9 protein-coding genes are annotated in these 26,581 nt (G+C 61.7%); 2 read left to right on the forward strand and 7 right to left on the reverse strand.

Translation table 11 applies throughout. The features are described 5' to 3' along the window. Positions 1–115: 115 nt before the first annotated feature. Positions 116–16,342 carry an amino acid adenylation domain-containing protein gene (locus ACFWEM_RS26385; protein WP_378538725.1) on the reverse strand — a complete coding sequence of 5,409 codons (16,227 nt, stop codon included), beginning with the start codon at positions 16,340–16,342 and terminating at the stop codon, positions 116–118. A gap of 192 nt (positions 16,343–16,534) precedes the next feature. On the opposite strand from ACFWEM_RS26385, the gene ACFWEM_RS26390 reads away from it, so the two are divergent. Both ACFWEM_RS26390 and ACFWEM_RS26395 read left to right on the forward strand, forming a co-directional pair. After that, positions 16,535–18,394 (forward strand): DUF4012 domain-containing protein, encoded by a 1,860-nt coding sequence (locus tag ACFWEM_RS26390; protein WP_378538728.1) that lies wholly within the window; start codon positions 16,535–16,537, stop codon positions 18,392–18,394. A gap of 201 nt (positions 18,395–18,595) precedes the next feature. Then, complete coding sequence (locus ACFWEM_RS26395) at positions 18,596–19,627, forward strand: iron-siderophore ABC transporter substrate-binding protein (protein ID WP_378538731.1); 1,032 nt, start codon at positions 18,596–18,598, stop codon at positions 19,625–19,627. A 36-nt stretch (positions 19,628–19,663) separates the two neighbouring features. Here ACFWEM_RS26395 and ACFWEM_RS26400 read toward each other — a convergent pair whose 3' ends face one another. From ACFWEM_RS26400 to ACFWEM_RS26425, 6 genes are all read right to left on the reverse strand, one after another. After that, positions 19,664–20,167, reverse strand: coding sequence for a GbsR/MarR family transcriptional regulator (locus tag ACFWEM_RS26400; protein WP_378538734.1), 504 nt, complete (start codon positions 20,165–20,167; stop codon positions 19,664–19,666). Between the two features lie 107 nt (positions 20,168–20,274). After that, on the reverse strand, positions 20,275–21,513 hold the full coding sequence (locus ACFWEM_RS26405) for a hypothetical protein (protein ID WP_378538736.1): 1,239 nt from the start codon (positions 21,511–21,513) through the stop codon (positions 20,275–20,277). Positions 21,514–21,547: 34 nt separating this feature from the next. Then, positions 21,548–23,539, reverse strand: coding sequence for an ArnT family glycosyltransferase (locus tag ACFWEM_RS26410; RefSeq protein WP_378538740.1), 1,992 nt, complete (start codon positions 23,537–23,539; stop codon positions 21,548–21,550). Positions 23,540–23,632: 93 nt separating this feature from the next. Then, entirely contained in the window at positions 23,633–24,145 is a 513-nt protein-coding gene (locus ACFWEM_RS26415; RefSeq protein ID WP_378538747.1) for a GNAT family N-acetyltransferase, read from the reverse strand. A 133-nt stretch (positions 24,146–24,278) separates the two neighbouring features. Next, the gene (locus ACFWEM_RS26420; protein ID WP_378538750.1) at positions 24,279–25,577 is read right to left on the reverse strand and encodes a DUF222 domain-containing protein; all 1,299 of its coding nucleotides are present in this window, start codon (positions 25,575–25,577) and stop codon (positions 24,279–24,281) included. Positions 25,578–25,625: 48 nt separating this feature from the next. Next, a complete protein-coding gene (locus tag ACFWEM_RS26425; RefSeq protein WP_378538753.1) occupies positions 25,626–26,519 on the reverse strand; it encodes a 4-hydroxy-tetrahydrodipicolinate synthase family protein in 894 nt (297 codons plus the stop codon). Positions 26,520–26,581 lie beyond the last annotated feature (62 nt).

The raw sequence follows: 26,581 nt of genomic DNA on the forward strand, positions 1-26,581 counted from the left end.
TAGTTTCTGAATGGCTTACTGCCACAAGGAAAATGCTACGGGTTCTACTTGCGGAACGGAAGGATGGAGGACCCCGGGTGTGACAACTCCGGACCAAAGTCCCGGCGCCGCAGATCTACTGCACCCCAGTATGATTGCGCTCCCCCGCTTCGGATTCGACGCTTCGGCGATTGTCGACGAGAACTTTCGCGACGCTCGCCAAAACCTCCATGCTCGACATTCCCGAGTGAGAGCAGTCGACCAGGTACGTTCGCAACGGGCCCACCAGTTCAGACCACTTTTCGACCAAGTGACGATGTTCAGGCAGATCATGCTGCGCCACAAAGAGTTCCACTGACCCCGAAAATGATCTCGGCCGGTGATCCCGGACGATTCGCGACAGTTTTTCCACCCGGCCCACTACCGATTCGAGAACCGTATCGGTGAGGAAATCCATTCCGGTCTGCCTTCGGATTTCCGCTGCGACGTCCACGAAAGTCACTGCTGCAGTCGCCGTTTCAACCTCAGTCAGCCCGATCTGCGCGAACAGTTCGGAAGGCTCCGGGGCCGCTTGTACCGACGGCATCATCTCCGGCAGCAGTGCGTCGAGCATTGCAACCGAACCGACCAGGTCGCCGGCCTCTTCGAGCTGGCTCGCCATCTCGAGCGCGATCGTTCCGCCCGCAGACCACCCCAGCAGATGGTATTCACCCGACGGTTGCACCATCCGTACGGCATCGACATACCCCGACGCCAACTCCGCCACCGTGCCGGGTAGCTCACCTGCTCCCGTTGCCTGGATGCCGTACACCCGTCGACCTTCGAGCCGACCGACGAGTCCGGCGTAGCACCAGGCAATTCCACTGACCGGATGCACGCAGAACAACGGCGGCCGTACGTCGTCAGGATTGCCGCCCAACATGACGATCGTGTCCAGCGGATCCGAACGAGACGAATCACCCTCCAAGATATCGGCATGATCGAGATCCAACCGAGAGGCAAGCTCGGCCACAGTTCGTTCGGTGAAAATCCATTGAACAGGGAATTCCCTGTTCAGGGCCTCACGCACTCGCGAAGCCACCTGAACGGCTCCCATGGACGTACCGCCGAGTTCGAAGAAGTCGTCATGACGGCCCACCGATACCGCGCCTGTGACACTCTCGAATGCCTGTGCCACTTGACGTTCGGTAGCCGAGACGGGTCGATCCGCACTCGACCCTACGTGCGGTGCAGGAGCAGGAAGAGCCGCGACGTCGATTTTCCCCGATGCGAGCAACGGGACCCGGTCCACCACCGTTATCGACGAAGGCAGCAGGTGTTTCGGCAGCGAGCCGGAGACAAAATCGCGCAGCTCCCTTTCCGTCACCGAATTGTTCTCTGCCAGAGTTACATACGACCGAAGCTCAGCGGGCCCGCGCCCGTCGTCGGTGACAACGGTAGCCGAGAAGGTCACTGCTCCATGGCTTGACAGAGCCGCGTCGACCTCCGCCGGTTCCACGCGAACACCCCGGACCTTCACCTGTGCGTCGTTGCGGCCCAGATACTCGAGCGCTCGGTCGTGACGCCGACGACGAACGAGGTCACCCGTGCGATACATCCGAGTCCCCACCGCCGCGGGATTTGTAACAAAGGGATTGGCCACGAAACGATCAGCGGTCAAACCTGGGGAGTTGACATACCCCCGCGCCAAATTCTCACCGGAGAGGAAGAGTTCTCCCGTCACGCCATCCGGAACCGGACGTAGCCTCTGGTCGAGAACAAGTGCCGTCGTACCAGGTACCGGAGTGCCGACAGTGACGTCTCCATCGATGATCGGGTGCGAAATCGATGCCGCGACCGTTGATTCGGTCGGTCCGTACCCGTTGACGATGTGATGTCGGCTCGACCAGGCCGACGCAAGGCGGGCAGAGAGCGGCTCACCCATCGATTCGACGATCAACGGTTGCACTGAATTCGGATCGACCGTGGCCAGGACGGTCGGCGTCACGATCAAATGCGTGACGTCGGCAGTCACCAGCAGACTCGTGAGTTCCTCTCCCCCGTAGACGAAGTCGGGAGCCAGAATCAACGTTCCACACCCCGCAGCCGCCAGAAGAATCTCTATCACCGACGCATCGAAGGTCGACGACGCCAATTGCAGGACACGGGGGCCGCGATCGAGCTGGGCGATCTCGGCGTGCGCGGTGTAGACATTCATGATTCCGCGATGTGAAACCTCGACGCCCTTGGGTCTTCCCGTCGAACCCGACGTGTAGATGACATAGGCAAGGTTGTCAGGACGAGCCGGCGTTGCCGATACCTCGGTAGCCTCACTCGCAGTGCGTGATTCATCCATCGACAACCACTCGACGCAATCGGGCAAACTCTCGACTGCACCTTCTGCTGTCAAACCGACAACCGAACCGCACTCCTCGACCATCGTCTGACGGCGCACTGTCGGCAGCGCCGGATCGAGCGACAGCCACGCTGCGCCTGCCCGCGCCACTGCCCACAACGCAACGATCCACAGATGTCCGCGACCGAGCGCAACGGCGACGACGTCGTCAGGCCCGATTCCCCGGCCCACCAACTCGCGCGTCCAGTGCGACGACGCCTCGTGCAGGTCGCGGTAAGTCCAGAGTCGGCCGTTCTCTTCCAGCGCTACTGCGTCGGGTGCCTGACGCAGAGCACGTTCGAAAATGTCGGCAATCGTCAAGGGATCGACGTTGCGGGGATTCGCAACGGTCAACGCCGAGCGTTCGAATCCGGACAACAATTCGATCTCCCCGACCACTATCTCGGGTTCGGCTGTCACCGATTCGGCGATACGTGTCACCCGCTGCATGAACAGTTCCGCGGTCGACTTCCGGAACTTGTCCGTGGCGTACAACAATCGAATGGTCAGACTGTCACCGGCGTCGACCAGATCCCACGTCAAGTCGTAGCCCGTCGATGCCCCAGCGATGTCGAGGTCGAAGACAGATACCCCGTCGATCTGCGGCAACTCGAGCGCTCGTCGATATGCCAGCATGACCGTGAACAGTGGATGCTCGTTCATCCTGCGCGGTGGATCGACTTTTGCGACTACATCGTCGAACGAAACGTCCGCGTTCGCCATCGCTTCCAGATCGACGCGGCGAACCTCGTCCAAGACTGCCGTGAAGTGGTCGGCGGAGTTGATCCTCGTGCGCAACGCGACGGTGCCCACCATCATGCCGGCGACATTCAGAAGCGCCGGATCGTTGCGCAGACTCACCGCTGCTCCCACAACGACATCATCCGTGACGCACTCACGAGCGAGCAGCACGGCAATCACGCTGTGGACGACCATAAATACCGTGACGCCGTGCGAGCGGGCCAACGCCGACAACGCGTCGTAGGTGGTGCCGTCGAGGACTTCCGTCACCATTTCGTCGGATCGTGAGGACAGCGGACTCCGGGGTGTGTCGACGGGTAGAGCCAACACATCCTCGACCCCACGAAGGACGTTCGACCAGTAGTCGAGCTGCCGGTGAGCCACGCTGAGAGAATCCTCGGGATCACCCAAACTCTCTCTCGCCCACAGACTGTAATCGCCGTAGCTGATCCCGTCGGCGGAGCGATCCCATTCTCTTCCAACTGCCCTGGCCTCGAAGGCTGCCGCGAAATCGGCCAGGATCGGGCCCATCGAGGCACCGTCGATTGCGATGTGGTGAACAACGATGACCAGGACAGTCGGTCCTGCAGAGACGACTCCTGCATCCTCGGTGAATACACGCACTCGGAACGGAAGGTCTCGTTCGAGATCGAACTGCACATTCGCGAAGGCTCGAGCGCTCGCACGGATATCGTCGACCTGCACCGGGGTGAGATCGAATGCAACAGAATCTATTTCGACCTGTTGTGGACCGAATTCACCTGGAACCAACACAGTTCGCAGTACGGCGTGGCGATCGACGACGTCACCGAGTGCGCTGCTCAAGACCGACCGATCGATGCCGTCTGCCAGGATTACTGCAAACGTCAGGTTGTACGCGGTCGATTCCGGCTGCAGCTGATTGATCAGCCAGAGTCGCTGTTGAGAGGGCGCCAGCGGCGCGGGCGTCCCGGGATCGCGTCGAGTCAATTCGCGGCGCGTGCCGTCGGATGCGCTCGACGAAAGCCATTGAGACATCGCTCGCGGTGACGGATTGTCGAAGACGGCTCGAACAGGCACGTCCCGGGCGAAGATCGAGGCGAGTCGACCTGCCACCGCGGCCGCGGCCAACGAATCGCCACCCGATTCGAACAGGTTGTGCAGAGCGCCGAAGCTTCCGGACACGTGTTCCGACATGACAGCGGTGACGAGTTCCTCCGAAACCGTCACTGCTGCGTCGGGTACCTGGCTCTCGAACACATGGCGCCGCAACGCGTCTGCGTCCAGCTTTCCGTTCGACGTGAGCGGGATCGACTCCAGCACGACTACTCGGCCGGGCATCAGATATGCAGGCAACATCGCTGCCAACTCGATTGTCAGCTGATCCGACTCCAATGACTCACCAACCGCACATGCCACAGCGATCTCGTCGACGAGGACGACCGCAGCGGCCTCGACGCCGAGGCACCGACGCAGGGCCGATTCGATCTCGGCAGGCTCGACGCGGATTCCTCGCACACTCATCTGGCGATCGGAGCGTCCGACGAATCCGAGCGTGTCATCGGTGCGGCGGTGAACCAGATCACCGGTCCGATAACGGCGGCGCCCACCTGGTGCGGCGACAAACGAACTGGCGGTGCCGGCGGGATCTCCGGCGTAGCCCATCGCCAGCCCGGGTCCGCTGACGTACAACTCACCGATCCCGGCCCACGGCACCGGATGCAGTCGCGTATCCAGTACCTCTGCACCGATTCCGGTGAGCGGAACTCCGATGGTGACCCGATGATCCACCTCGGCGACAGTCGTGACCACGGTGCATTCAGTCGGTCCGTACGCATTGAGCATTCGCGCACGGCGACTCCACGCGCGCGCGGTGGAAGGTGAGAGCACATCGCCACCGACTGCCACTACCTCGAGCGAGTCGAACCGCTCCGGTGCCATGGTGTCGAGTACGGCCGGAGTCGACAACATGTGGGTAACGCCGCGTTCTGCGACAAACTCTTCGAGTGCTCTTCCGCCGAAAGCCTCACGAGGCGCGACCGCCAAGGTAGCCCCGGCGCCGATCGCCAGCATCATCTCGAGGATCGCTGCATCGAACGTCGGTTTGTATCCGTGCAGCACAACCGAGTCCGAAGTCACCCCGTACTTCCGGATTGCGTCGTCGGTCAGAAGGCCCAGTCCTCTGTGGGTGACTGCAACGCCTTTCGGTTCACCGGTCGACCCGGACGTGTGAACGACGTACGCAACTGAATCCGGATACTGCCGGCCGGGAACGACGCTGCGGTCGGAGAGCACTGTGCGTAGCTGCTTCAACCGTGCCGTCGGCAGGTCAGGGTCGATCGGCACGAATGCCGCGCCCGTTTTCGTGATGGCCAACATTCGGACCAGGTAAGCGATAGTTCGCACTGCCGGAATCTCGTATACAGCGCCCGGCCCTGCTCCCCGAGCTACCAGTTCCCAGGCTTGAGCATCCGAGGCAGAGTCGAGTTCGGCATACGTCACCGTGCTCTGTCCGTCGTCGAGAGCAATGTTGTTCGGGAATCGCGCCGCTGTGGAGGCAAAGATCTCGGTGAGTGTCCGAGACGAATCGACCTCGACAGCAGTCCAACTGGGCGCCGCGCCCACCGCGAGATCCGAAACGAGTACTGGCACATCCTCGGCAATCGAGGTGAGCACTCTCGACAGATGTCGAGTAACCGCGTCGGCGCTCGACGGATCGAACGCGCTCGCGGCATAGACGACAGCGCCGGTCAATGATCCGTCGACAGCGGGTGCGAGCGAGACATGCATGGGGAACTTCGTTGTTGCGGTCTCGATTTCACGAGCCTCGATCGTGAGACCGGCCACCTCCACGGCAGGGACCGCAAAATTCTGCAGACCCAGCGCAACCTGGGGAGTTCGTCCACCGAGCAACTCACCAACCAATTCGGCAGGAACAGAACTGTATTCGAACGCTGCCACGTCAGCATCGAAAGCTGTAGCCAACAGAAGATCAATCGGCATGTCCCCGTCGATCCGCAGGCGCAGAGGCACCGTATCCACGAACATTCCGACCACGCCGTCGAGTTGGGGCGTACGCCGTCCGTCGACCGCGGTCGCGATCACGACGTCGGGATTCCCGCTCAGCTTCGCAAGCACCACGGACAGCGCCGCATGAACCACCGCGAACAGCGAGACCTTCAACCGGTTTGCTCGCGCCTGCAGTGCCGAGGTGACGACGGCTGGTATCAAAAAGTTCACTCGCTGCGCCGCGGAAATCGGTCCGTCGTCAGTGTGATCCACCGTCAGCGGAGACACAGACGTCACGCCGTCGAGTGCTCGGCGCCAGAACTCTTCGACGACAGGGGAAACGTCACTCGCTGCCTCCCACGCGGCAAAATCCCCGTACTGGATCGGCAGCGGAGGCCACTGCGGATCCAGTCCGGCTCGGCGCTTGCCGTAAGCGGTCAGGAGGTCGCCGACCACAGTTCGCATCGACACCCCGTCGACTGCGATGTGGTGAAAACTTACCGCCAGAACATGTCTGACCGGCGACAGTTGGAGCAGCATCCAGCGCACCGGCAGGTCTGCGGCCACGTCGAAACCGCGCGAGCCGAACTCTCGCAGCAGCACTTCGACCTCGACGTCGCCGACCAGTCGCGTTTCCACTGCCACCGAAGACGGAGGATCTACGACCTGAACCGGTGGAGTGCCCGGATACCGGGTTCTGAGGACCTCATGCCGGCCGACAAGATCGGTCGCGGATTGACGCAGCGCGGACACGTCGAGTTCACCGTCGATCTCGATGCAGATCGGCAGGTTGTACGCACCGCTCGCTGTGTTCCGCTGATTGAGTACCCACATCGCACGCTGGTTTCGTGACAGGGGTGTGGGCGTGGGATCGCGGCGCGGTTCCAGCCGGACGACGTCGGTCACCGAGTCGTTCTGCTCGAGCGAATCGAGCCGGGCTGCCAACGCCGCAACCGTCGGATGCTCGAATACGGTCCTCAGCGGAACAACCTGTCCCAGAGAACTACTCAAGAGTGACGTGACCTCCGCGGCCGAGAGCGAGTTGCCCCCGAGCGAGAAGAAGTCTGCGTCACGATCGTCCCCGTCTCCGCCCAGAACGGCGACAAAAGCTGCAGCAACCAGGTGCTCAGTGTCAGTGTCCGGGCCCTCCGTGCGGGAAGCATCGAGTGCCGGCAACGGTAGACCGGCGAAGTCGACCTTGCCGTTCCGCATCGGAAGGTCGCCCTCGATGTAGACGATGACATGCGGAACCATGTACGTCGGAAGAACTTCTGCGACGGTGGCGCGAAGTCGACCCGTGTCAACTCTCTCGGCGCCTGAACTTCTCACGTAGGCGACCAACAGCGGACTTCCACCTTCGGGGGTCCGTACCCCGGCGACGCAGAAATCGACGTCAGCGACAGACTGGATGACTGCTTCGATCTCACCCGGCTCGATCCGGACACCGTTGACCTTCACCTGCGCGTCGGTTCGTCCGAGATAGTGCAGGCGATAATTATTGCCTTCAGGCTTCTGGGTTGCCGGTTCGGAGATGTCAGGCCTCCACATCACCAGGTCACCGGTCCGGTACATCCTGGCGCCTGAACTGGTTGCCACGAATCGCTCCGCAGTTCGGGCAGGTTGGCCGGCGTACCCGCGTGCGAGCATTCGACCTGCGAGATAAAGTTCTCCGGCAACTCCCGGCGGCACCGGTTCGAGTCGATCATCGAGCACCACCGCGTCGACACCGGCCAGCGGATGTCCGACGGACCCGTCGTGACTGTCGGTCGACAAGTGTTCAATCGACAGGGGCTCGGTAGCAAGCGAATACATCGTCGACTCAGCGGGTCCGTATCCGTTTATCACTCTGCGTCCGGCGTGCCAACGCTTCGCCAACGCACCGCTGAGCCGCTCGCCTCCGAACATCACCGTTGCAAGGTCCGGCAGCGACGGAGTACCGATCGAGGCGACGACGGTAGGTGTGGCGCAGAGATGAGTAATACGCTCGCGCCTCAGCGCTGATGCGAGTCCCGAACCGAACAGTTCGTCGTCCTTCGCCAGGACGAGCGTCGCCCCGGACGTACTCGCGATGAGCACCTCGAGCATCGTCATGTCGAATCCTGGTGCTCCGCGATGGAATACGCGAGAACCTGGTCCAGCCGAGAACCTACCCGGCAGGTCTTCGGCGATGACGTCGAGCCCGCCGTTGGTCACGATTACAGCCTTCGGGGTTCCGCTCGTACCCGAAGTAAAGACTACGTATGCCGCAAGGCTGTCGGAATGTTCGCGCGCCGAGTCTGAGACCTTCTCACCACCAGCGTTGCGGCCGCCGATCGTGCCTTCGCCCAGTGTTTCGAGGACACCGCGTAGTCGTGCCTGCGGCTGTTCCGCATCCACCAACGCCGGAGCTGCCCCGACCTTCGCGATTGCCCACAATTGCACGATCGACGCAACGGACCGATCTGCAGTCCAGGCAACGACCTGGTCGACTCCGATTCCCCGGGCGCGCAACTCGTCGGCTGCGACATTCGACTGGGCATCGACTTCCCGATAAGTCAGTGCGTTGCCCTCGCCCTCGACCGCCACAGCATCCGGGGCGGATTCGACGCCGAAGCGCAGCATCGAGGCAAGCGTCGTACCGGAACGTCGAGATCGACCAGACCGGTCGGCCGCGCCGTGTGCGGGGACGAGAAGAGCTCGTTCCGCACTGTCCAACAGGTCGATTCCCCCTACGGCGACCGTCGAATCGATCGACACTTGACCCAGGAAGCGCTCGAACCGGCCCGCAAAGCTCGATACCGTCAGATCGTCGAATAGATCAGCGTTGTAGACGAATTCGAGGGCGAGACCGCCGCCGATCCCCGAATCCGCGACGTTGAGCTGCAGATCGAAATTTGCGTGCCTGACATCAGGAGCAATCTGTGTGACGGACAACCCCGGCACGGACCAGGTGGTGGGATGCACTGTTTGGAACGAGAGCGCCACCTGGAACAACGGGTGCCGCGAGCGCGATCGCGGTGGGTCGATCAGATCAACCAGCGATTCGAAAGGCATCTCTGCATGCGCGAACGCCGATACGTCGCGCTGACGAACCTGCTCGACCAACTGGCCGAAGGACTCCGACGGATCAACTTCGGTTCGGAGAACAATCGTGCCGGCAAACATACCGACGAGCTCATCGAGTTCAGGTGCGGTGCGTCCGGACACGACAGTGCCGACAACCACGTCACTGCTGCCGGTGTGCCTCGCCATCAGCGCCGCGAGAGCAGCGTGGACAACCATGAACATGGTCGCGTTGTTCGATCGTGCCACCGCTTGCAGGCCCGTCCGTACGGAACCTGAGATCACCACTCGACAGCTCGACGCGCGAGCGGACGTCGAGCGTGGGCAGTCCAGGGGTAGCGTCACCTGCTCGGGAAGGCCTTCGAGAGCCTGCTTCCAGTAGTTGGATACCGTGTCTGGAATCCCCGATTCTCTCTGCCATGCAGTGTAATCGGAGTACTCGAGCGCGAGCGGCGACCACTGCGGAGCTTGCTGCTCCGCGCGAGCGATGTACGCGGCAGTGAAGTCACGTATCAGCACTTCCAGCGATCGAGCGTCGGCGGCAATGTGATGGACAACGACGGCCAGGACGTGCTCGTCGGGTGAAACCTCGAAAAGGGCCACCCGTACAGGCGGATCCGTGGTGACATCGAATCCCGAACCCACGAGTTCTGCGACGCGATTCTCGGCGTCCTCGCCCGCGAGCGCCGCGAGCTGAAGCGGCGGACTTGCCTCCCTGACGTCGAGCACCTTCTGAACCGGGCGCTCACCGACAACCGGGTACACGGTCCGCAGGGTGCGATGGTGATCGATCAGGTCACGAATTGCCAGTTCGGCTGCAACTACGTCCAATTCACCCGTCAGGCGCAACACGATCGGAATGTTGTAGCCGGCGGACTCTGTATCCAACTGATTCAGAATCCACATTCGGTGTTGCGAAGCTGACAGCTGCACTTCTGTATTGTCCGAACGCGGAGCCAAAGACAGAGGCACCAAGGACACCGGCCCCGTGCCGTTTTGCCCTACACCGATTCTGGCAGCAGCAATTCCCGCCAGCTGATCGACGAATGGGTGCTCGAAGACATCGCGGACGTCGAGGTTGCAGCCCAGGATGGCGTTCAGTCGCGACGAGAGTCGAGTGGCGATCAAGGAATTGGCCCCTTGATCGAAAAAATTCCGAACCGGATCGACATTCGGAACGTCCATCAAATCGCTCAGGATGGCTGCGACTGTCTGCTCGAAGAAGTCTCGTGACTGCCGAGAGGGCTGCGTGAGAGACACCGGGGTCGGCAGCGACGCACGGTCGACCTTGCCGTTGATCGTGACCGGCAATGACGCAAGCGGCATCAAAGCCGATGGCACCATGTACCCGGGCAACAACGAACGGGCAGTGCGTAAGACGCCGTCGAGGTCGTGTCCCTTCTCCGGGGTGATGTAACCGACCAATGTCGGCCCGCTGTCGAGTTCTCGCACCACCACCGCGGCCTGCTCCACCGAACTGTGAGCCAGTAGCGCGGTCTCGACCTCGCCCGGTTCGACGCGGTAACCGCGCAGGGCCATCTGACCGTCGGCGCGGCGAACATATTCGAGTCGACCGGCTCGCCAACGGACCAGATCGCCGCTGCGGTACATCCTCGATCCGTCGAATCCCGGTTCAGGCACAAATCGTGAAGACGTCATCCCGGGTTGACCCAAGTAGCCTGCGGCCACCTGTGGACCGGCAACGTACAGTTCGCCGACAGATCCGGGAGGGACGGGCGCGAGCGCGGTGTCCAGTACGTAGCTGCGCAAGCCCGGTAGCGGAGATCCGATCGGCGAGGCAGCTCCGTCGCCGGCTGACAGTTCGACACTGGTGACGTGAACGGTGGTTTCGGTGATTCCGAACATGTTGACGCCCCGCACATCAGGGTGCCGATCGAACCAGGCGTCCACACGCCCCACGTCGAGGCGATCACCGCCGAAAACAATCGACCGGAGCGGAAGCAGCATTTCCTGCGTGACTTCCGCCAACGCGTAGAAGGCAGCCGGGGTCTGATTCAGAACGGTCACTTGTTCCCGCACAATCAGATCCACGAACCTTTCGGGTGAGCGCGCGACGTCACCGTCCACGATCACCAAAGATCCGCCAGTGGTCAGCGCACCCCACATCTCCCATACCGAGAAGTCGAAGGCGTACGAATGAAACATCGTCCACACATCTTCGGGCCCGAAGTCGAAGATCTCTCGAGTCGAGGCGAGCAGAGCCAACACGTTGCCCTGAGATACCACCACGCCTTTGGGGGCGCCGGTTGATCCGGAGGTGTAGATCACGTAAGCGGCGGACTCCAAGGGCGCAAGTGGCCAGCATTGCGCCGCGTCAGCCGTCTCGTCGACGGATACGACGGCATGTTCGTACTCACCGAAACGCGGAGCGTAACTGGGCGTCGACAGAATCGCTTTCGGACGCGCATCGGCGAGTACGTATCGGATGCGAGCGTCGGGATACTGCAGGTCGATCGGGACGTACGCGGCGCCCGCCCGAACGACCGCGAGAATCGCAACTACCAGGTCGATCGAGCGAGGGAGGCCGACGGCCACCCGATCCCCCACTCGAATTCCTCGATCGATCAAGGCGGCTGCGAGCGCCTCCGAACGAACGTGCAACTCTGCGTAGGTGACCCGAGAATTTTCACTCGTCACGGCGATTGCGTTCGACCGCTTCGTCGCGACCCCGGCGAACAGGTCGGACAGTGAGTTCGCACCAAGTGCTGGCGCCGGCACGTGCACCTGCAGTTTTTCGCGCTCGTCGACGCTGAGAACATCGATGTCACGCAACATAATTGACGAGTTCTCGGTGACCGAGTCGCACACTCGACGTAGTCGCTCAACCCAACCGCCCACGGTGGCCGCATCGAACAGATCGGCGGCATATCGGAAGGTGCCGCAAATGCCGCTCGCACCTCCGTCAACCGTACGATCTTCGCGCACAGTCACTTCGAGATCGAACCGCGGGTGCTCGGGAGGCAACGGAATTCCTCGAGCCGTCATCGTTCCCACGGCGATCTCGGGAACCGAAGCTACCGGATCGACGGCAAGAACCACGTGCACGAAGGAATTCTTCTCGCCTGCGGCCCCACCGACCGCCCGCTCCACTACCCAGTCGAACGGGACGTCGGCATTGGACAGAGCCGCCACGTCGACGTCGCGTACGCGAGTCAAGAACTCACCGAAGGTGTCTCCATCGAGCAGGAGCGTTCGCAGCGCCACGGTTCCGACGAACATACCGACGGTGCCGTCGAACGAGGGGTGTGTTCGACCGGACGTCGGGGTTCCGATGACGATATCGGGCGCACCGGTGATCTTGCTCAGCGCGATCGCAAGGCAAGCGTGCAGCACCATGAAGGTCGTGCAGTCGTGTGCTCTGGCAATTTCGTTCAGCGCCGCGTGGACGGGCGAGGACAGTTCGAACGTCACGTCCCGCGCCGACGACGGTTGGTCCGGCCGGCGGGATCTGTCCGCGGGAAGCGCCAGAGTCGGATCAACGCCGGCGAGAGCTGTTTCCCAGAATTCCAACTGACGGCCAGCTAGGCTCTGCGAATCCGTAGGATCACCGAGAACGGTTCTGTGCCAAGCGGAATAGTCGCGATAGTCGAGCGAGGGCGAAGGCCAGATCGGCGAACTCCCAGCGGCGCGGGCGTCGTACGCCGCAACAAGGTCCGAGACGATCGTCGCGAACGAAAGACCGTCCAGGGCGATGTGATGGGCGACCACGGTCATGCGATGGTCGGCATCGCCGTCCGAGGTGAGGATCAACCGAAAGGGCAATTCGGTCGCCAGGTCGAACCCGGCCGCAACCAAATCCGCTGACGCAGAGTCGTATTCTTCGGACAGAACCTCGATCAGGGTCACGGACGTCGCAGACGCAGCCTGGATCGGCCACGTGTCGCGGTTCTGGTCGAACGAGAACACCGTGCGCAGGACGGGATGGCGCTCGGTCAGGTCAACTACCGACTCCCTCATCGCCTCTGCATCCAGAAGACCATTGAACGAGACCTCGAACGCAATGTTGTACGCCGACGACTGCGGATCCAGACGATTGAGCAGCCACAGACGTTGTTGTGCCGGAGCGATTTCCACGGTGACGTCGTCCGAAATGCGCTGGGGTTCCACCACCCACTCCGCCCGACCCTCGCGGATCTTCCGGGCCAGCTGCGCCGGCGTCGGGGCACCGAACACGTCCCTGACACCAATCCTTCTTCCGAAGGCGGAACTCACGCGCGCGGCGACGTACACGGCGTCGAGAGAACTACCGCCCCAGGCGAACAAGTCGGAGTGCGGTCCGAGAACTCCGACGCCGAGGACCTCGGCCATCACCGAAGCAATCAATTCCTCGTCGTACTCGATCGGGCGGCTTACCGCCGAGCGTTGCTCGGCGGCAGCGGCCGTCGTCGGTTCAGGGAGCGCTGCACGGTCTGTCTTTCCATGGTTTGTAACGGGCAACGCTGCCAGAATCGTCACCGAACTCGGAAGCATCGAACGCGGAAGTAATGAAGCCAGATGGTCGAGCACCGCCTCCTGACTCAACGGACGAGGTCGGTCATCTCCGTCTTCGCTCACGGTCACATACGCTGCAATCGACCCGGATCGCTCCACCACTGCTGCCTGCGAGACGCCAGGATTCGACAGGAGCACAGCTTCGATCTCGCCCAGTTCGACGCGTACTCCACGGATCTTCACCTGTTGATCGGTGCGGCCCAAGAACTCGAGTTGACCGGCATCGTTCCACCGCACCACGTCCCCGGTGCGGTACATGCGCGCACCAGCGTCGGCCGTACCTATTGGCGCCGCGACAAAACGCTCCGCCGTCAGCGCCGGCGAAAGGTACCCACGCGCCAGTCCTTGTCCCATCACGTACAGCTCACCCGCGGCGCCGACCGGAGTGGGACGCAACCACGAATCCAACACGACAGCGGCAACGCCGTCGATCGGGCGCCCGATCGGTGTATCACCGCCAGGCACCAGCGGCTCGCTCATGAATGCCGCGACGGTTGCTTCACTAGGGCCGTACGAATTCACGATGTCCACGTGACTCGACCACGCATCCACGAGCGTCCCCGGCGGTCGCTCGCCGCCCACGTTCAATACTCGAAGATCCGGCAGTTCCCGAGGATCCATCGTCAGCGGAACCGATGGTGTCGAGATCAAATGCGTGACACCCTCGAGCCGCACATAGTCTTCGAGGTCCACTCCGCCGATCAATCCGGGAGGAACGATCACGGCAGTCGCACCGCAGCCGTGAGCAAGCAGAATCTCGAGGATCGCCACGTCGAACGACGTGGATGCCAGGAGCGCGACTCGGGAGGAACTATCGATGTCCAGTCGCCGTGCGTGAGAACGCAGCAACGGCAAAATGCCTCGGTGCGTGACCGAGACGCCCTTCGGCCGTCCGCTCGACCCCGAGGTGTAGACCACGTAGGCGGTATCGTCCAGGGACACGCGGGCGATAGATGAACCGGCCCCCGCAGTTCGATCGATCGGCCCATCGACAGTTTCGTCGCTTCTGGGACTGACGACGCAGACCCAAGCCGGCACGCCTGCCGGATCGTCACCAACCACAACGGACACGTTGGCATCGTCGAGAATGAAAGCGACACGCTCGGAGGGTGTTTGAGGATCCACGAAAAGAAGAGCCGCACCGGCCCGCGCTACCGCATGAAATGCAACTACGGAATCGGTCGACCGCGGGGAGAGGATCCCGACGACGTCACCTCGGCCGACACCGTTCTCTACGAGCAAGGCGCACAGTGCATCCGCGCGAGCGCCGAGTTGATCGTAGGTGACGTACACACCTTGGTCGCGGATCGCGACGGCACTCCCCCGCCCTGCCCCGTCTCTGATGACCGAATCGAGCGTCGCGAATTCGTCCGTCCGCGCACCCAGCGCGGGGACCAGATCATTCAGTTCGTCCGCCGAGAGGACAAGGAGGTCACCGAGCCCCCTGGTGGCCGAGTCGAGGAATCCCTCGAGTAGCCGAACGAACTGACGATGGTGCATCGCCAGGTCACGTTCGCTGTACAGGCGCGGATTGGCTTCGAAGGACAGCCGAACGTTTTCTCCCGCGATCGACGGATAGATGCTGAAGAACAGATCTTCGGTGGGTCCGGATGTGAGGACGTGAAATTCACCGACGACGTCACCGAGTCGAATCGCTTCGTGAAACATCATGACGTTGACTGCCGGGCCCGCCGAGTCGCGGGATCCGCCTTGATCTCCCTGGAAACCCATGTCCTCGTAGCGGAATCGCTGGTGCCGCAGTGCGCCGGTCATCTGCACCGAGATCTGACGCACCAACTCTTGTGGCGACAGATCCCGATCAAGTTGCGCGCGAACAGGCACGATGTTGGACAGCATTCCGCCCGAACGTCTCGACTTTGCCGTGGTGCGGCCGGACACCGGCAGGCTGAGGACGACGTCGTCGGAATCAGTCATCCGACCGAGATAGGACGCGAACGCGCCGACGAGGATCGCCACCTCGGACGTAGTCCACTCCGTCGAGACATCCGAAAGCTGTTTTGCAAGAGTCGGATCCAAGGTCTGCACCATCATGCGCTGCGGCATAGACGTCAGCCCGGCGCCGTCGGCGAGGCGAACCGGGCGAGGCAGGCCCTCGGACATCTCCGTCCAGTACTGCTCGTCCGATCGATACCGCGCCGAGGATCGGTAGTCGACATCGAGGTCGTGCAGCGCACGTACCCCCGCACCACCGAAAGGAGTCAGCTTCTTGCCGTGAACAAGATGGGAATAGCGCTCGGCCACTCGCGTGGTGAGTGTCATCGCCGCATACCCGTCGAGCACGAGGTGATGGGCATGCGAATACCAGAAGTAGTGATTGTCTGCCAGGTGCAGCAAGGTCGCCGAGATCAAGCGATCCGACATCACGTCAAGTGGCCGTGAGTATTCCGCTGTCATCCACTCGTTCGCGCGCTGAACTGGATCGTCATCGCCGCGGAGGTCGAGGTATTCGAGATCGTCGACGATGGAGTGATCGACGACCTGAAGCGGCTCGGCATCAGTAGCGACGAGGCGAACGAACGCCGACTCCACTTCATGACATGCCGTATTCGTTGCCTCGATCAGCGCGTCGACGTCAACCGGTCCTCGTAGTTCCACGTACTGAGCCACCACGAACGGAGTTGACGGACTCAGTTGCTGCGCGAACCACAGCGCGAGCTGAGCCCGAGACAACGGAAAAGCACTCAACCCGTCACCTCACATTTCACCAGCCTTGTTATTCACGAACATTCGGTGGCTGATCACGTGAATCCATGGGAGCGAACACCACGAACGGCCGAACCGAACCCTACTGTCTTGTCTAAGTTTTCACCACCGGGCCAACACTGCTAGACATGTCGACGCAGCTTTCACGCACTCAAACGTCAGGAGCTTCAGCGGATGAACAACGACACGGTGGGACCAAAGTCCGACGACGATTCCGGGGCTGAACCGATCGGCTCCGACAACATCCCGCCGAGCGGTCCGGAGCGCGAATCCAAGGGGTCGGCTGCATTTCTCCGAAGCCACCGAACTGCAGTCGCGATCACGGCATCGACACTGGTCGTGGGCGGTTTTGTGGCCTGGCTCGGGTACACGGCATACGAGGCGCAGGGCAACCTGGAAGCGGCTCGCGACCATGCACAATCGGCAAAGAGTGCACTCCTTGCCGGGGATACGGGGGTCGCAGAGTCCGCCGCGGCGGAAGCCGAACTCGCGGCGTCGACCGCCTATGACAACACCCATTCGCTTCCCTGGAACATCGCCGCCGCTGTTCCGGTCATCGGGTCGCCCTTCGACTCGACGCGCCAGATGACCGAGGTCGTTCAGGGACTCACGCGTGACGTTCTCAGTCCTGCTGTCACTGTCGGAACTTCACTCGCACCAACGGAATTGGTGCAGCCCGGCGGACGCTTGGCACTCGCACCGTTACGCGAAGCAGAACCGAAACTGGCCGAAACAGCTATCGCCGCGGAATTGCTGTCGTCGCAGGCACAGGAAGTTCCCGAATCGAAGTACCTGGGCCGAGTTAACGATGCCCGAGCAGAATTGCAGTCGCAGACAAGCGAACTGGCTACCCTGTTGACGAACACCGCCACAGCGGCTCGCATCGCACCGGCGATGCTCGGCACCGACGGACCGCGCAATTACTTCATCGGTTTCCAGACCAATGCGGAAGCCCGCGGAACCGGTGGCCTCTTGGGCGGATACGGCATCGTCCGAGTCGACGACGGCGCCGCTAGGGTGGACACACTCTCCCCCAACTCCGAACTAACACTGGACAATCAACCGATAGACCTTGGTCCTGACTTCAACCAGCTGTACGGAACAAGTCGCCCGACCACCGATTCTCGCAACAGCAACCTAAGCTCACACTTTCCCTACGCGGCACAGATCTGGCAGTCCCTGTGGTCACAGGAGTCCGGGGGTGAGATGGTCGACGGTGCGATAGCGACCGATCCGATAGCCCTGAGTTACATTCTGAAAGCGGTAGGGCCGATCAAGATGCCCGACGGGGAGTCGGTGACGGCCGACAACGTCGTGGAACTGACCGAGTCGACCGCGTATGCACGCTTCCCTTCCGACAACAAGGCACGAAAGCAGTATCTGCAGACGATCGCGGCCCGCGTCGTCGAGAAGATGACCGGGAACATCAAGTCCCCGAGCGCACTGCTGGAAGCACTGGGCAAGGGCGTCAGCGAGGGCAGAATCGCGGTGTGGAGCTCGCACCCCGACGAACAATCGGTGCTCGCCGACACGGTCCTCGGTCATACCATCCCCGGAGATTCGGCGCCGTATGCCGGTGTGGTGATCAACAACCAAGCCGGCAACAAGCTCGACTACTACCTCACAAGAGAAATCGACTACACAGCGCAGACGTGCACCGGCGACACCCGAAAGACAACGGTCACCGTTCGACTGACAAACAACGCACCCGACGCCGACCTGACCGAATACGTCAGCGGGATCGTCGACAACCCCGGACGACTGCCCAAGGGCACCAACGTGGCCGCAGTCACCCTGCTGGCAACGACCGGAGCAAAACTCGACGCGGTCTCGGTGGGCGGGCAGATTTCGTTTGCCGTCAACGGATCAGAGCAGGGTCACCCGGCCTACATGACGAGGGCCGTCATTCCGCGAGGACAGACTGTTGAACTGAAGTTCGATCTGACCGAGCCCACAGCCGAGGGCGAGGCGCGCGTACCGGTCCAGCCGCTGGTCGACGAACCGAGGATCACGGTCGACGTGCCTACCTGCTGAACGTGATCGGCAAACGTCTATCGCTCCCCTTCCGAGCGGACGTTTGCCGATCAGCGTCTTTCGGCAGCCCTCGATGAACTTTCAACAGATTTGAAACTTTGGCGAAGGCTAGCCTATGCTTCCTGACGCGCCTGGAACCGGCCGTCGGCTGCGATCCGTCGGAGTCTCACTCCTCGGCGCATCGACAACGGAAGGTTCCTCATGCGATACGCCCGTGTGCGCTCACTTCGCCGAACTGTGGCGCTGAGTGGATTGGTCATTGCCGCCCTAGTGGTCGGTGGATGCAGCAACAACAACGCTGAAACCGAATCAGGCAACAGCGACTTCGACACCGTCACCATCGAAAGTGCACTCGGAAACGCCGTCATCACGGAAAAGCCCGAGCGAATCGTGACCCTCGGCATGGGATCGGCTGAGACTGTGATCGCGCTCGGCACGATCCCGGTCGGCGTCGAAAAGTACGCATGGGGCAGCGACGACACCGGATATCTGCCGTGGGTCCACGAAGCGGTCACGAAGCAAGGTGGCGAACTGCCCGAGCAGTTCACCGGCGGAACCGACCTCAACATCGAAGCGATCATCGCTCTCGAACCAGACCTGATCCTCGCCCCCTGGTCCGGCATCACTCAGCAGCAGTTCGACTCACTCAACGCATTCGCGCCGACCGTCGCCTACGCAGAGAGCCCGTGGACCATCACGTGGGAAGAGCAGATCAACGTCATCGGCAAAGCCATGGGTGAATCCGAGAAGGCAACGGCCGAAATCGACAAGATCAAGTCGCAGTTCGCGGAATCGACTGCAGCACATCCGAACTACGCCGACGTCAGCTTCTCCTTCATCTACAACACGGGCCCGGGAACGCTCGGCGTCTTCTTCGCCGAAGAGCAGCGTGTGGCCATGGTCCGCGCACTCGGCTTGCAGGTGGATCCCGTCGTCTACACCTTGACGGAATCGGAAGGAACAGACTCAGCCGTCATCGGCCTGGAGAACGCAAACCTCCTCGACAAGTCCGACCTGCTCTTCACCTTCTACTCGGACCCGGCCAATCGGGCCGAGATCGAAGCGCAGCCCGCCTACCAAGCCATCCCCGCCGTGGCTCGGGGAACTGTGATCGCTCCGACCGAACAGCCCTTCGTCACGGGTTCCTCGATGATCAACCCACTGACCGTGCCCTGGTCGCTCGAGCGTTACGTACCGATGATCGACGAGGCAATCGCGAAGCTGAACAAGTGATGTAGATACGCACCGTGCGATCGAGAAGCCCGCGTCCTATTCGGATGCGGGCTTCTTGCCGTCACGTTCGCTCTTGAATCGCATCCACTCACTGCTCAGCATGCGATTGTCGATGATCCACCCCATGTAGTCGCGCATGTTGAGCACACGAATGTACGCGGGGCCGTTGGGGTTTGCGTATTGCAGCGCCTCGGTCGCAAGCTTGCGTTGATTCTCGAGATACACGTGCTCTGTTTCGAGGAATCCGCCCCACACGTCGGAATCCATGACGTAGTAGTGAGTCCGATCCCGAGGCTTGCGTGTGCGTTTGACGAAGCCCCGGTCGATCAACCGGCGAATGTAGGTGGACACCGATCCGCGACTTGCTCCGAGTGCCTGCGCCAACTCTTCGGCACTGACCCCTGGCGACTCGCTGATCAACAGATAGCCCGTAATCCGACCTTCGATACGAGCCCCACCACCGGACTGCCAGTACACGGAGAACTGGTCGATGAACCAGGTGGAGAAATCGTCACCGCGAGCAGGGCTGGCATCGCCCATTCGTTGAGCCTCCGACGTCACTGAGTACGAACAAAACTGAGTACGAACTAAACCGGTCCGAACAAACTGGGTCCGAACAATTCGTCACTATTGTGCCAGCACCACACTCACTGAACCGAAAGCATCAGTCCTGGAGTGGTTGCAATGAACTCGAGTTGTTCGGTCGTCAAGGGTGGTGCTGTTGTGGAGCCAGCCGATTTCACGAACTGGGTCACCACGACGGTTTCGCCGGAGGGGTGGACAACCCGGACCGTGTCGTCGCCCTTGCCATAAGGATCGACCTGGCGAGTCACGGCGGTGGAGCCCGGCAACGTGAGTGTCTCACCCGGTTCCGGCACGGCGGTACCAACCGATACTTCGACATCGCTGCTGCCGTCCGCTGTCGAAGCGACGATCCGCTCGCACACTCCCCCCTGTCCGTAGTCATCTGGAACCAACGAACCGAGCGGGCGTTCCAAGGTGACGCCTGCCGCGCCGAGGTCTGTCCACCGCGTATCGAGCAACTGATTCAGTCGGTCGACATCCATGCGCGTCGCAGGTGGGCCGGCATTCACAGAATCGGTGTAGCAGGATGCCATCGGCGGCGGCGTCGAGTCTGGAACCGGCGCAGTCACCGCAAGCCCCGGCGCGGTTGCGAGCGCGATCAGTTCGTCCATCGTCAAAAGCGGACCAGTATCCGTCGAAGTCTCCGTCGACGTGTCGATGCTGGCAACAACCCGGGATCCGTCGCCGAGATACGCGACGACACCACGCTCACCCCCGACATCCGAAGCGACTTCGTCCTCGAAATCGGCAATGTCCAGCACTGTTCCGTTCGCGAGATGCTCCCGCCGATCCACAATTCCCTCCAAGCACGGCGGCACCGGCTGATCCCATGCACGAACCTGAACCGAGATATCGGCCGTCTGCACGCCACGACTTACCGCCCCGCTTGCCCTCGTCGAACCGCTGAACTCGATCGGGTCGACCCCGTCAGGAAACGAGGCACCCCGGAAATTCTGGATCGGCGCAAACTCGAACGATTTCGACGGACTCGCAAATACTACGTCGACATCGGAAGGCAACGATTGGAGTAACGCGTCGCTCATGGCGGTGGCCTTCGGCCCCGAGAACCACGGATAGTCCGGATCGTCATAGCCAGGCTCGCCCGCGGAACCGTAGTTGAATCGTACCGGCGGACCCGGCGATTCAACCGAATCGCAGCCAGGAATCGACGTGCCTGTGTCCTCGTTCGTCACCGCCGCGACAACAGTTCCCAATGCGACGATCGAGACGATCACCAGCCCGTCGCGCCAGGTCCATTGCTCGCGACGACGGTTCGACTCGTGTGCGGTGTGCCCAGACATTTCTCGATCATTGCCTACGGCAACAACTACGTCACTATCCGACATACCCAGTGAGGTCGTACACCGTGGAATTTCCCACTGTCGTCGATCCGAAATTGGCTTCGACCCATTCCTGGATGGCACTCGACGTGCTGTCCCCGCTTTGGCCCTCTCTCTGGCTTCCGCCCTGGCCACCGGCAATGTAGTAGTGAATTTTTCCGTCTGCCACGTACTGGATGAATTGATCCAATGTCGGTGCGGGATCGGAACTCCAACCGCCGATCGCCATCACCGCGGTATTGCTCGCCAACTCGTTAGTTGCTGCGCTTTGCGAACCGTTGGTCGCGGCCGACCACGTGGTGCCCGCATTGACCAGCATTGCCGTCAACTCGGAAGCACTTTCGCTGCCGCTACTCAGTTCTTGCCCGTTCGACGTCGGATTTACAGTCGCGTCAGAAGAATTCGGCGGAGCGTCACCGTTTCGAAGCTCAGGGCCCCCACCCGTACCTCCTCCCCCGCCCATTCCGGAATCGGACACCGCACCGGCTGGTCCGGCTGTCGGAATGGATCCGCCGTGCGCGGCTGCGGCAGTGGCAATCGCGTAAGACGCCGAACCTGCTATCCCTGCCAACGAGCCGATGATCAATCCAGCGACAGCAAGCTTTCGGAATCGATCCTTCGCCCCCACCATAACCAGAATCGCGCCGACGATCGTGCCTACCAACAGAATCCACTTCAGCATCGGCAGCCAGTCGGCATTGCGGTGCAACAACACCCAACTCCAGATTCCTGCGGCCAGCATCATCGCAGCCAGGCCGCAACGTCCGATCCAACGGGCACGGACCAACCACAGAGCGTATCCACCGGTCCCGATCATCCCCGCGACGGCGGGTGCAAGCGCAACTGTGTAGTAGGGGTGGATCGTGCCGGACATGTAGCTGAAGATCAGGCCGGTAACGAGAAACCAACCACCCCAGAGGATCAACGACGCGCGGAGAAGATCTGTGCGTGGTGCGCGTCCCCGAGCGAGCAGTCCGAACACCACTGCGATCAGTGCCGCAGGAATCAGCCAGGAAATCTGTATACCCATCTCGCTGCCGAACAGCCGCTCCAGCCCGGTACTCCCCCCGAAGCTCGAACCTGCACTGCCACCGTTCATTCCACCACCGCCACCGGTGTTACCGAAAAGTCGACCCAATCCGTTGTATCCCAACACCAAGTCCATGACGCTGTTGTTGGTCGACCCACCGATGTACGGGCGAGAATCCGCAGGCCACAGCCACACTGCCAATACCCACCAACCGGCCGATACGACAACGGCCGTGGCTCCGATCGCCAAGTGGACCAAGCGAGCTCGCAGACGTGCCTGTCCGGCAATCACATACGCACCTCCGAATGCAGGTAATACCATCAACCCCTGCAACATCTTGGTGAGAAAAGCGAACCCCAGCGCAACACCGGCGAGGGCTACCCACATCGCGGCTCGTCGACCCATCGCAGTGCCCATTGCCCGAATCACGAAGTAGCCGGCGAGAGTCATGAGCAGAACCAACAGTGCATCAGGATTGTCGAACTTGAACATCAGGGCAGCAGCCGGTGTAGCTGCCAACACAGCTCCCGCAACAAGACCCGCAGCGGGCGACGCCACTCGTTTGACGGCCGCATACACGATCGCAACCGATCCGACGCCCATCAATGCCTGCGGAACTAGAAGGCTGGCACTCGAAAATCCGAAGATCCGTCCGGACAGACCCATGACCCACAACGAAGCGGGCGGTTTGTCGACCGTGATGAAATTCGAGGTATCGAGGGACCCGAAGAACCACGCTTTCCAATCTTGTGAGCCGGCCTGCGCAGCCGCAGCGTAGAACGTATTGGCGTATCCACTCGCGGTCAGATTCCACAGATACAGGACCGCCGTTGCCGCCAACAGGGTCTTCAGCGCCAATCCTGTACGGCGAGTGCGGAACCACGACGGCGAGGGCTCCGCTCGATGGGCAGTCGGTGCCGGCCGCTGAGGTGGGGCCGGATGCAGAACGGCGGTCATCAGGAAGTCCCTTCACGAGTTACTGTCCTGCCAACGATCGCGTCTCCAACTCTGGCGTCACTGGGACCCGGCTGGAAGGTTGCTGTGAATGGATCAGGTCAGAGTGCGCTCGAACAGCACGACACTGAACCAACCGTTGTCGGCATCATCTCCGAAGTCACGACGCCCGACCTCGGTAAAACCGGCGTCCAAGTAGTAGCGACGCAATCGCACGTTCGTTTCCACACAATCGAGCCGCAGGTACTGCGCGCCCTCCTCTACAGACCGTCGACACGCCCAGCGCAGTAAGCGTTCACCCATCGAGTCGCCCGAAAATGCTCGATCGACAACCAATCCGTGCACGTAGCCTGCAGGTTCATCCGAATCGCGCCAAACCTGAGGGTCTGACCAGATCAACCTCAGCGCACCGACGATCCTCGACTGCCCCTGGTCTCGCGCGACATAGAACTCCCCTCGCGAAATCTGGGCCTCGATCTGCTCGCGAGACACTTCGCGAGGACGCCGCTGAGCGATTCCACGTTCCGCCAACCAGTCTTCCGCCCCATGCCGAAGCGCCAAGATCGCTGGCGCATCACTTGCGATCGCCCGCACAACGTCCACGGTCATGATCCTCCCCTCGATACGACCAACCACAGGTGCGGCCCACAGCGGCACGACCTCTAGGCTCCGCCTCGGATGCATCTGCGAGATGGAGCCTATCGGCGTGAAGTTGTGTCTCTGAACAGGTCCCACCACTCGGTCAGGTTTTGAATGTGGTGTTCGCCGGCCTGGGGTGCCGCTGCGGGTCGATCGAGGGCGGCGGGATGAACCACGGTTTGTTGTCGACACCCATTCTGATGTCCCACTTGCCGACAAACCCGGTTTTACGGTGCATCAGCCGGTGATGTGAACGGCACAGCAGGACAAGGTTGTTCATCACCGTCGGTCCGCCGTTCGCCCAGTGTCGGATGTGGTGCGCGTCCGTCCAGGCCGGTACGCATGTGCAGCCGGGGAAGGCGCAGCCCTTGTCTCGGGCGATCAGGGCCACTCTCTGTTCGGCGGTGACCAACCGTTTTCCGGGTCTCGCATCCAACGGCGCGCCGTGGTCGTCCAGTAGGACGGTCGACAGGAAACAATCACACCCCAACAACCTCGTCTGCGACACCGACAACGGTCCCAGCCACGGCATGTGCCCGACATCAAGATCCGACAGAGACTCTCCACCATCAGAAGGCGCGGCGGCACAATCCCGATGCTCAGCCAGATCCCGAGCATTGATGTGCACGTTCACATGCGGACGCTGACCACCATCGGTACCGGTCTTGGCGCAGTCGAGGTACCGGCGGATCAGTTCGGTGAACCCGTCCGCGGTCCGCTTCGCCGCCGACCGGGCATCCGGCGTTCCGTCCGGTGCTGGGGTCGGCATCGTCAAATTCGACAACGCCGACAACAGCATCTCGCCGGTGAGGGCGTCGAAATCACCCCGCACCACCACCCGACCATTGAGCGTCGACGCGATACGCAACTCATTGAGATCCACGTCTTCAGCCGGTGGAATCTCATCTGATTCGAACAACCGCTCCAACGTCGCAATCACATGCCGCACCTTCGTCGTCGTCGCCTCCACCCCCGACGCAGCCGCCAACAACAAATCGATACATCGTGGCAGCGCCTCCTCCGGCATCCCCTTCGGCGGGGATTCACAGAACGCCACGATCAAGACGGCATGATCGAACGAGCAATCCCCCACATCGAAACTCGCTGCCACCGCGGGAAACGGCCGCAAAGCGGCGCCCAGGGCGGCGATCTTCTTCCCGTCACGAACCTGCAGCATCGTGTTCGCCGCCAACCATGACCCGACGCCGCGGCTGGCGATCACCTGATCGTCCGGGCGCATCGCCAGTTCGTCCACCACCGCCACCCGCACCGCTTCCAGCCGCAGAATCTCCGCACTCGCCGACACCGCAGCCTCACGCAACTCAGAAGCAGACAACCGCCACAGATGTCCGCGTAACCCCACCGCAGAACCAGACACCACATCCGACAACAAGACACTCATAGAATCCCCCGATCCCCACCCCCAACAATACTCGAACATGCGTTCGAGTCAAGAGTGATAGATCTCCAGCGCTCGATCCACCGATTCATCGCTCGCCGGTAGCAACGGCAATCGCACTTGGGGCGTCGGAATCTGCCCCAACGCATGCAACACACCCTTGATCACAGTCGGGTTCGGTTCGGAAAACAGGGCCCCGGACAGCTTCGACAACCGTCGTCCAAGGTCGCGAGCACTGTCCACATCGCCACTGTCCCAAGCTTTTACCAAGCGGACGAAGTCACCAGTCGACACGTGAGCCGAAGCCAAAATGCCGCCGGACGCGCCCAAGGCCAGGAGCGGTGCGAGGAACAGATCATCCCCGGCCAGTACGGCGAAGTCGTCCGGAAGATCCGCGAAGAGTTCGATGGCAGCTGCGTCGATACTGCCGGCGGCATACTTCACAGCAACAACCCCGGGCAACGCTCCCAGCTCCCGCAGTGTGCGACCGTCCAAATCGCACGCAGTTCGGTACGGCACGTGATAGACGACGAGCGGTACCGGGCCCGATTCCTGCAGGTACGTAAAATGCGCCACCACACCGGCTTTCGACGGCCTCGTGAATGAGGGAACCGGAACCAACGCCGCCGAGACCTCCGGCCACCGACTCAGACCGTCGAGCGCCCGCGCACTGCCCACCGTGTCGCTACCGCCGGCGCCGACGATCAACGTCGCGCCCCGCGCACGGCACACGCTCGCGCAGGTGTCCAGAACGGCCACTCTCTCCTGCTCCGTCAGCGTTGCGCTCTCCGCCGTCGTCCCGAGCGCAACGAGTCCGACCGCACCATCGGAGAGAACCTGGTGCGCAAGCCGTTCGAGTGCATCGGTTGCGATACGACCGTCGCTCTCGAACGGGGTGATCAGAGGGACATGGATTCCGGCGAGGTCAATTCGTGCAGTAGTCATAGAACTCAGCCTCACCCAACAAACCTTGTAGGTCTAGTTCGCGTTTCCATCGTCGAGCGTAA

Source organism: Rhodococcus sp. NPDC060176 (genome assembly GCF_042728675.1).
Lineage (GTDB): Bacteria > Actinomycetota > Actinomycetes > Mycobacteriales > Mycobacteriaceae > Rhodococcus_F.

Coding starts and splice junctions, on each gene's coding strand:
- ACFWEM_RS26405 (WP_378538736.1), bottom strand. CDS start 21,513: ATGTCTGGGCACACCGCACACGAGTCGAACCGTCGTCGCGAGCAATGG.
- ACFWEM_RS26425 (WP_378538753.1), bottom strand. CDS start 26,519: ATGACTACTGCACGAATTGACCTCGCCGGAATCCATGTCCCTCTGATC.
- ACFWEM_RS26395 (WP_378538731.1), top strand. CDS start 18,596: ATGCGATACGCCCGTGTGCGCTCACTTCGCCGAACTGTGGCGCTGAGT.
- ACFWEM_RS26410 (WP_378538740.1), bottom strand. CDS start 23,539: ATGACCGCCGTTCTGCATCCGGCCCCACCTCAGCGGCCGGCACCGACT.
- ACFWEM_RS26415 (WP_378538747.1), bottom strand. CDS start 24,145: ATGACCGTGGACGTTGTGCGGGCGATCGCAAGTGATGCGCCAGCGATC.
- ACFWEM_RS26390 (WP_378538728.1), top strand. CDS start 16,535: ATGAACAACGACACGGTGGGACCAAAGTCCGACGACGATTCCGGGGCT.
- ACFWEM_RS26400 (WP_378538734.1), bottom strand. CDS start 20,167: ATGGGCGATGCCAGCCCTGCTCGCGGTGACGATTTCTCCACCTGGTTC.
- ACFWEM_RS26420 (WP_378538750.1), bottom strand. CDS start 25,577: ATGAGTGTCTTGTTGTCGGATGTGGTGTCTGGTTCTGCGGTGGGGTTA.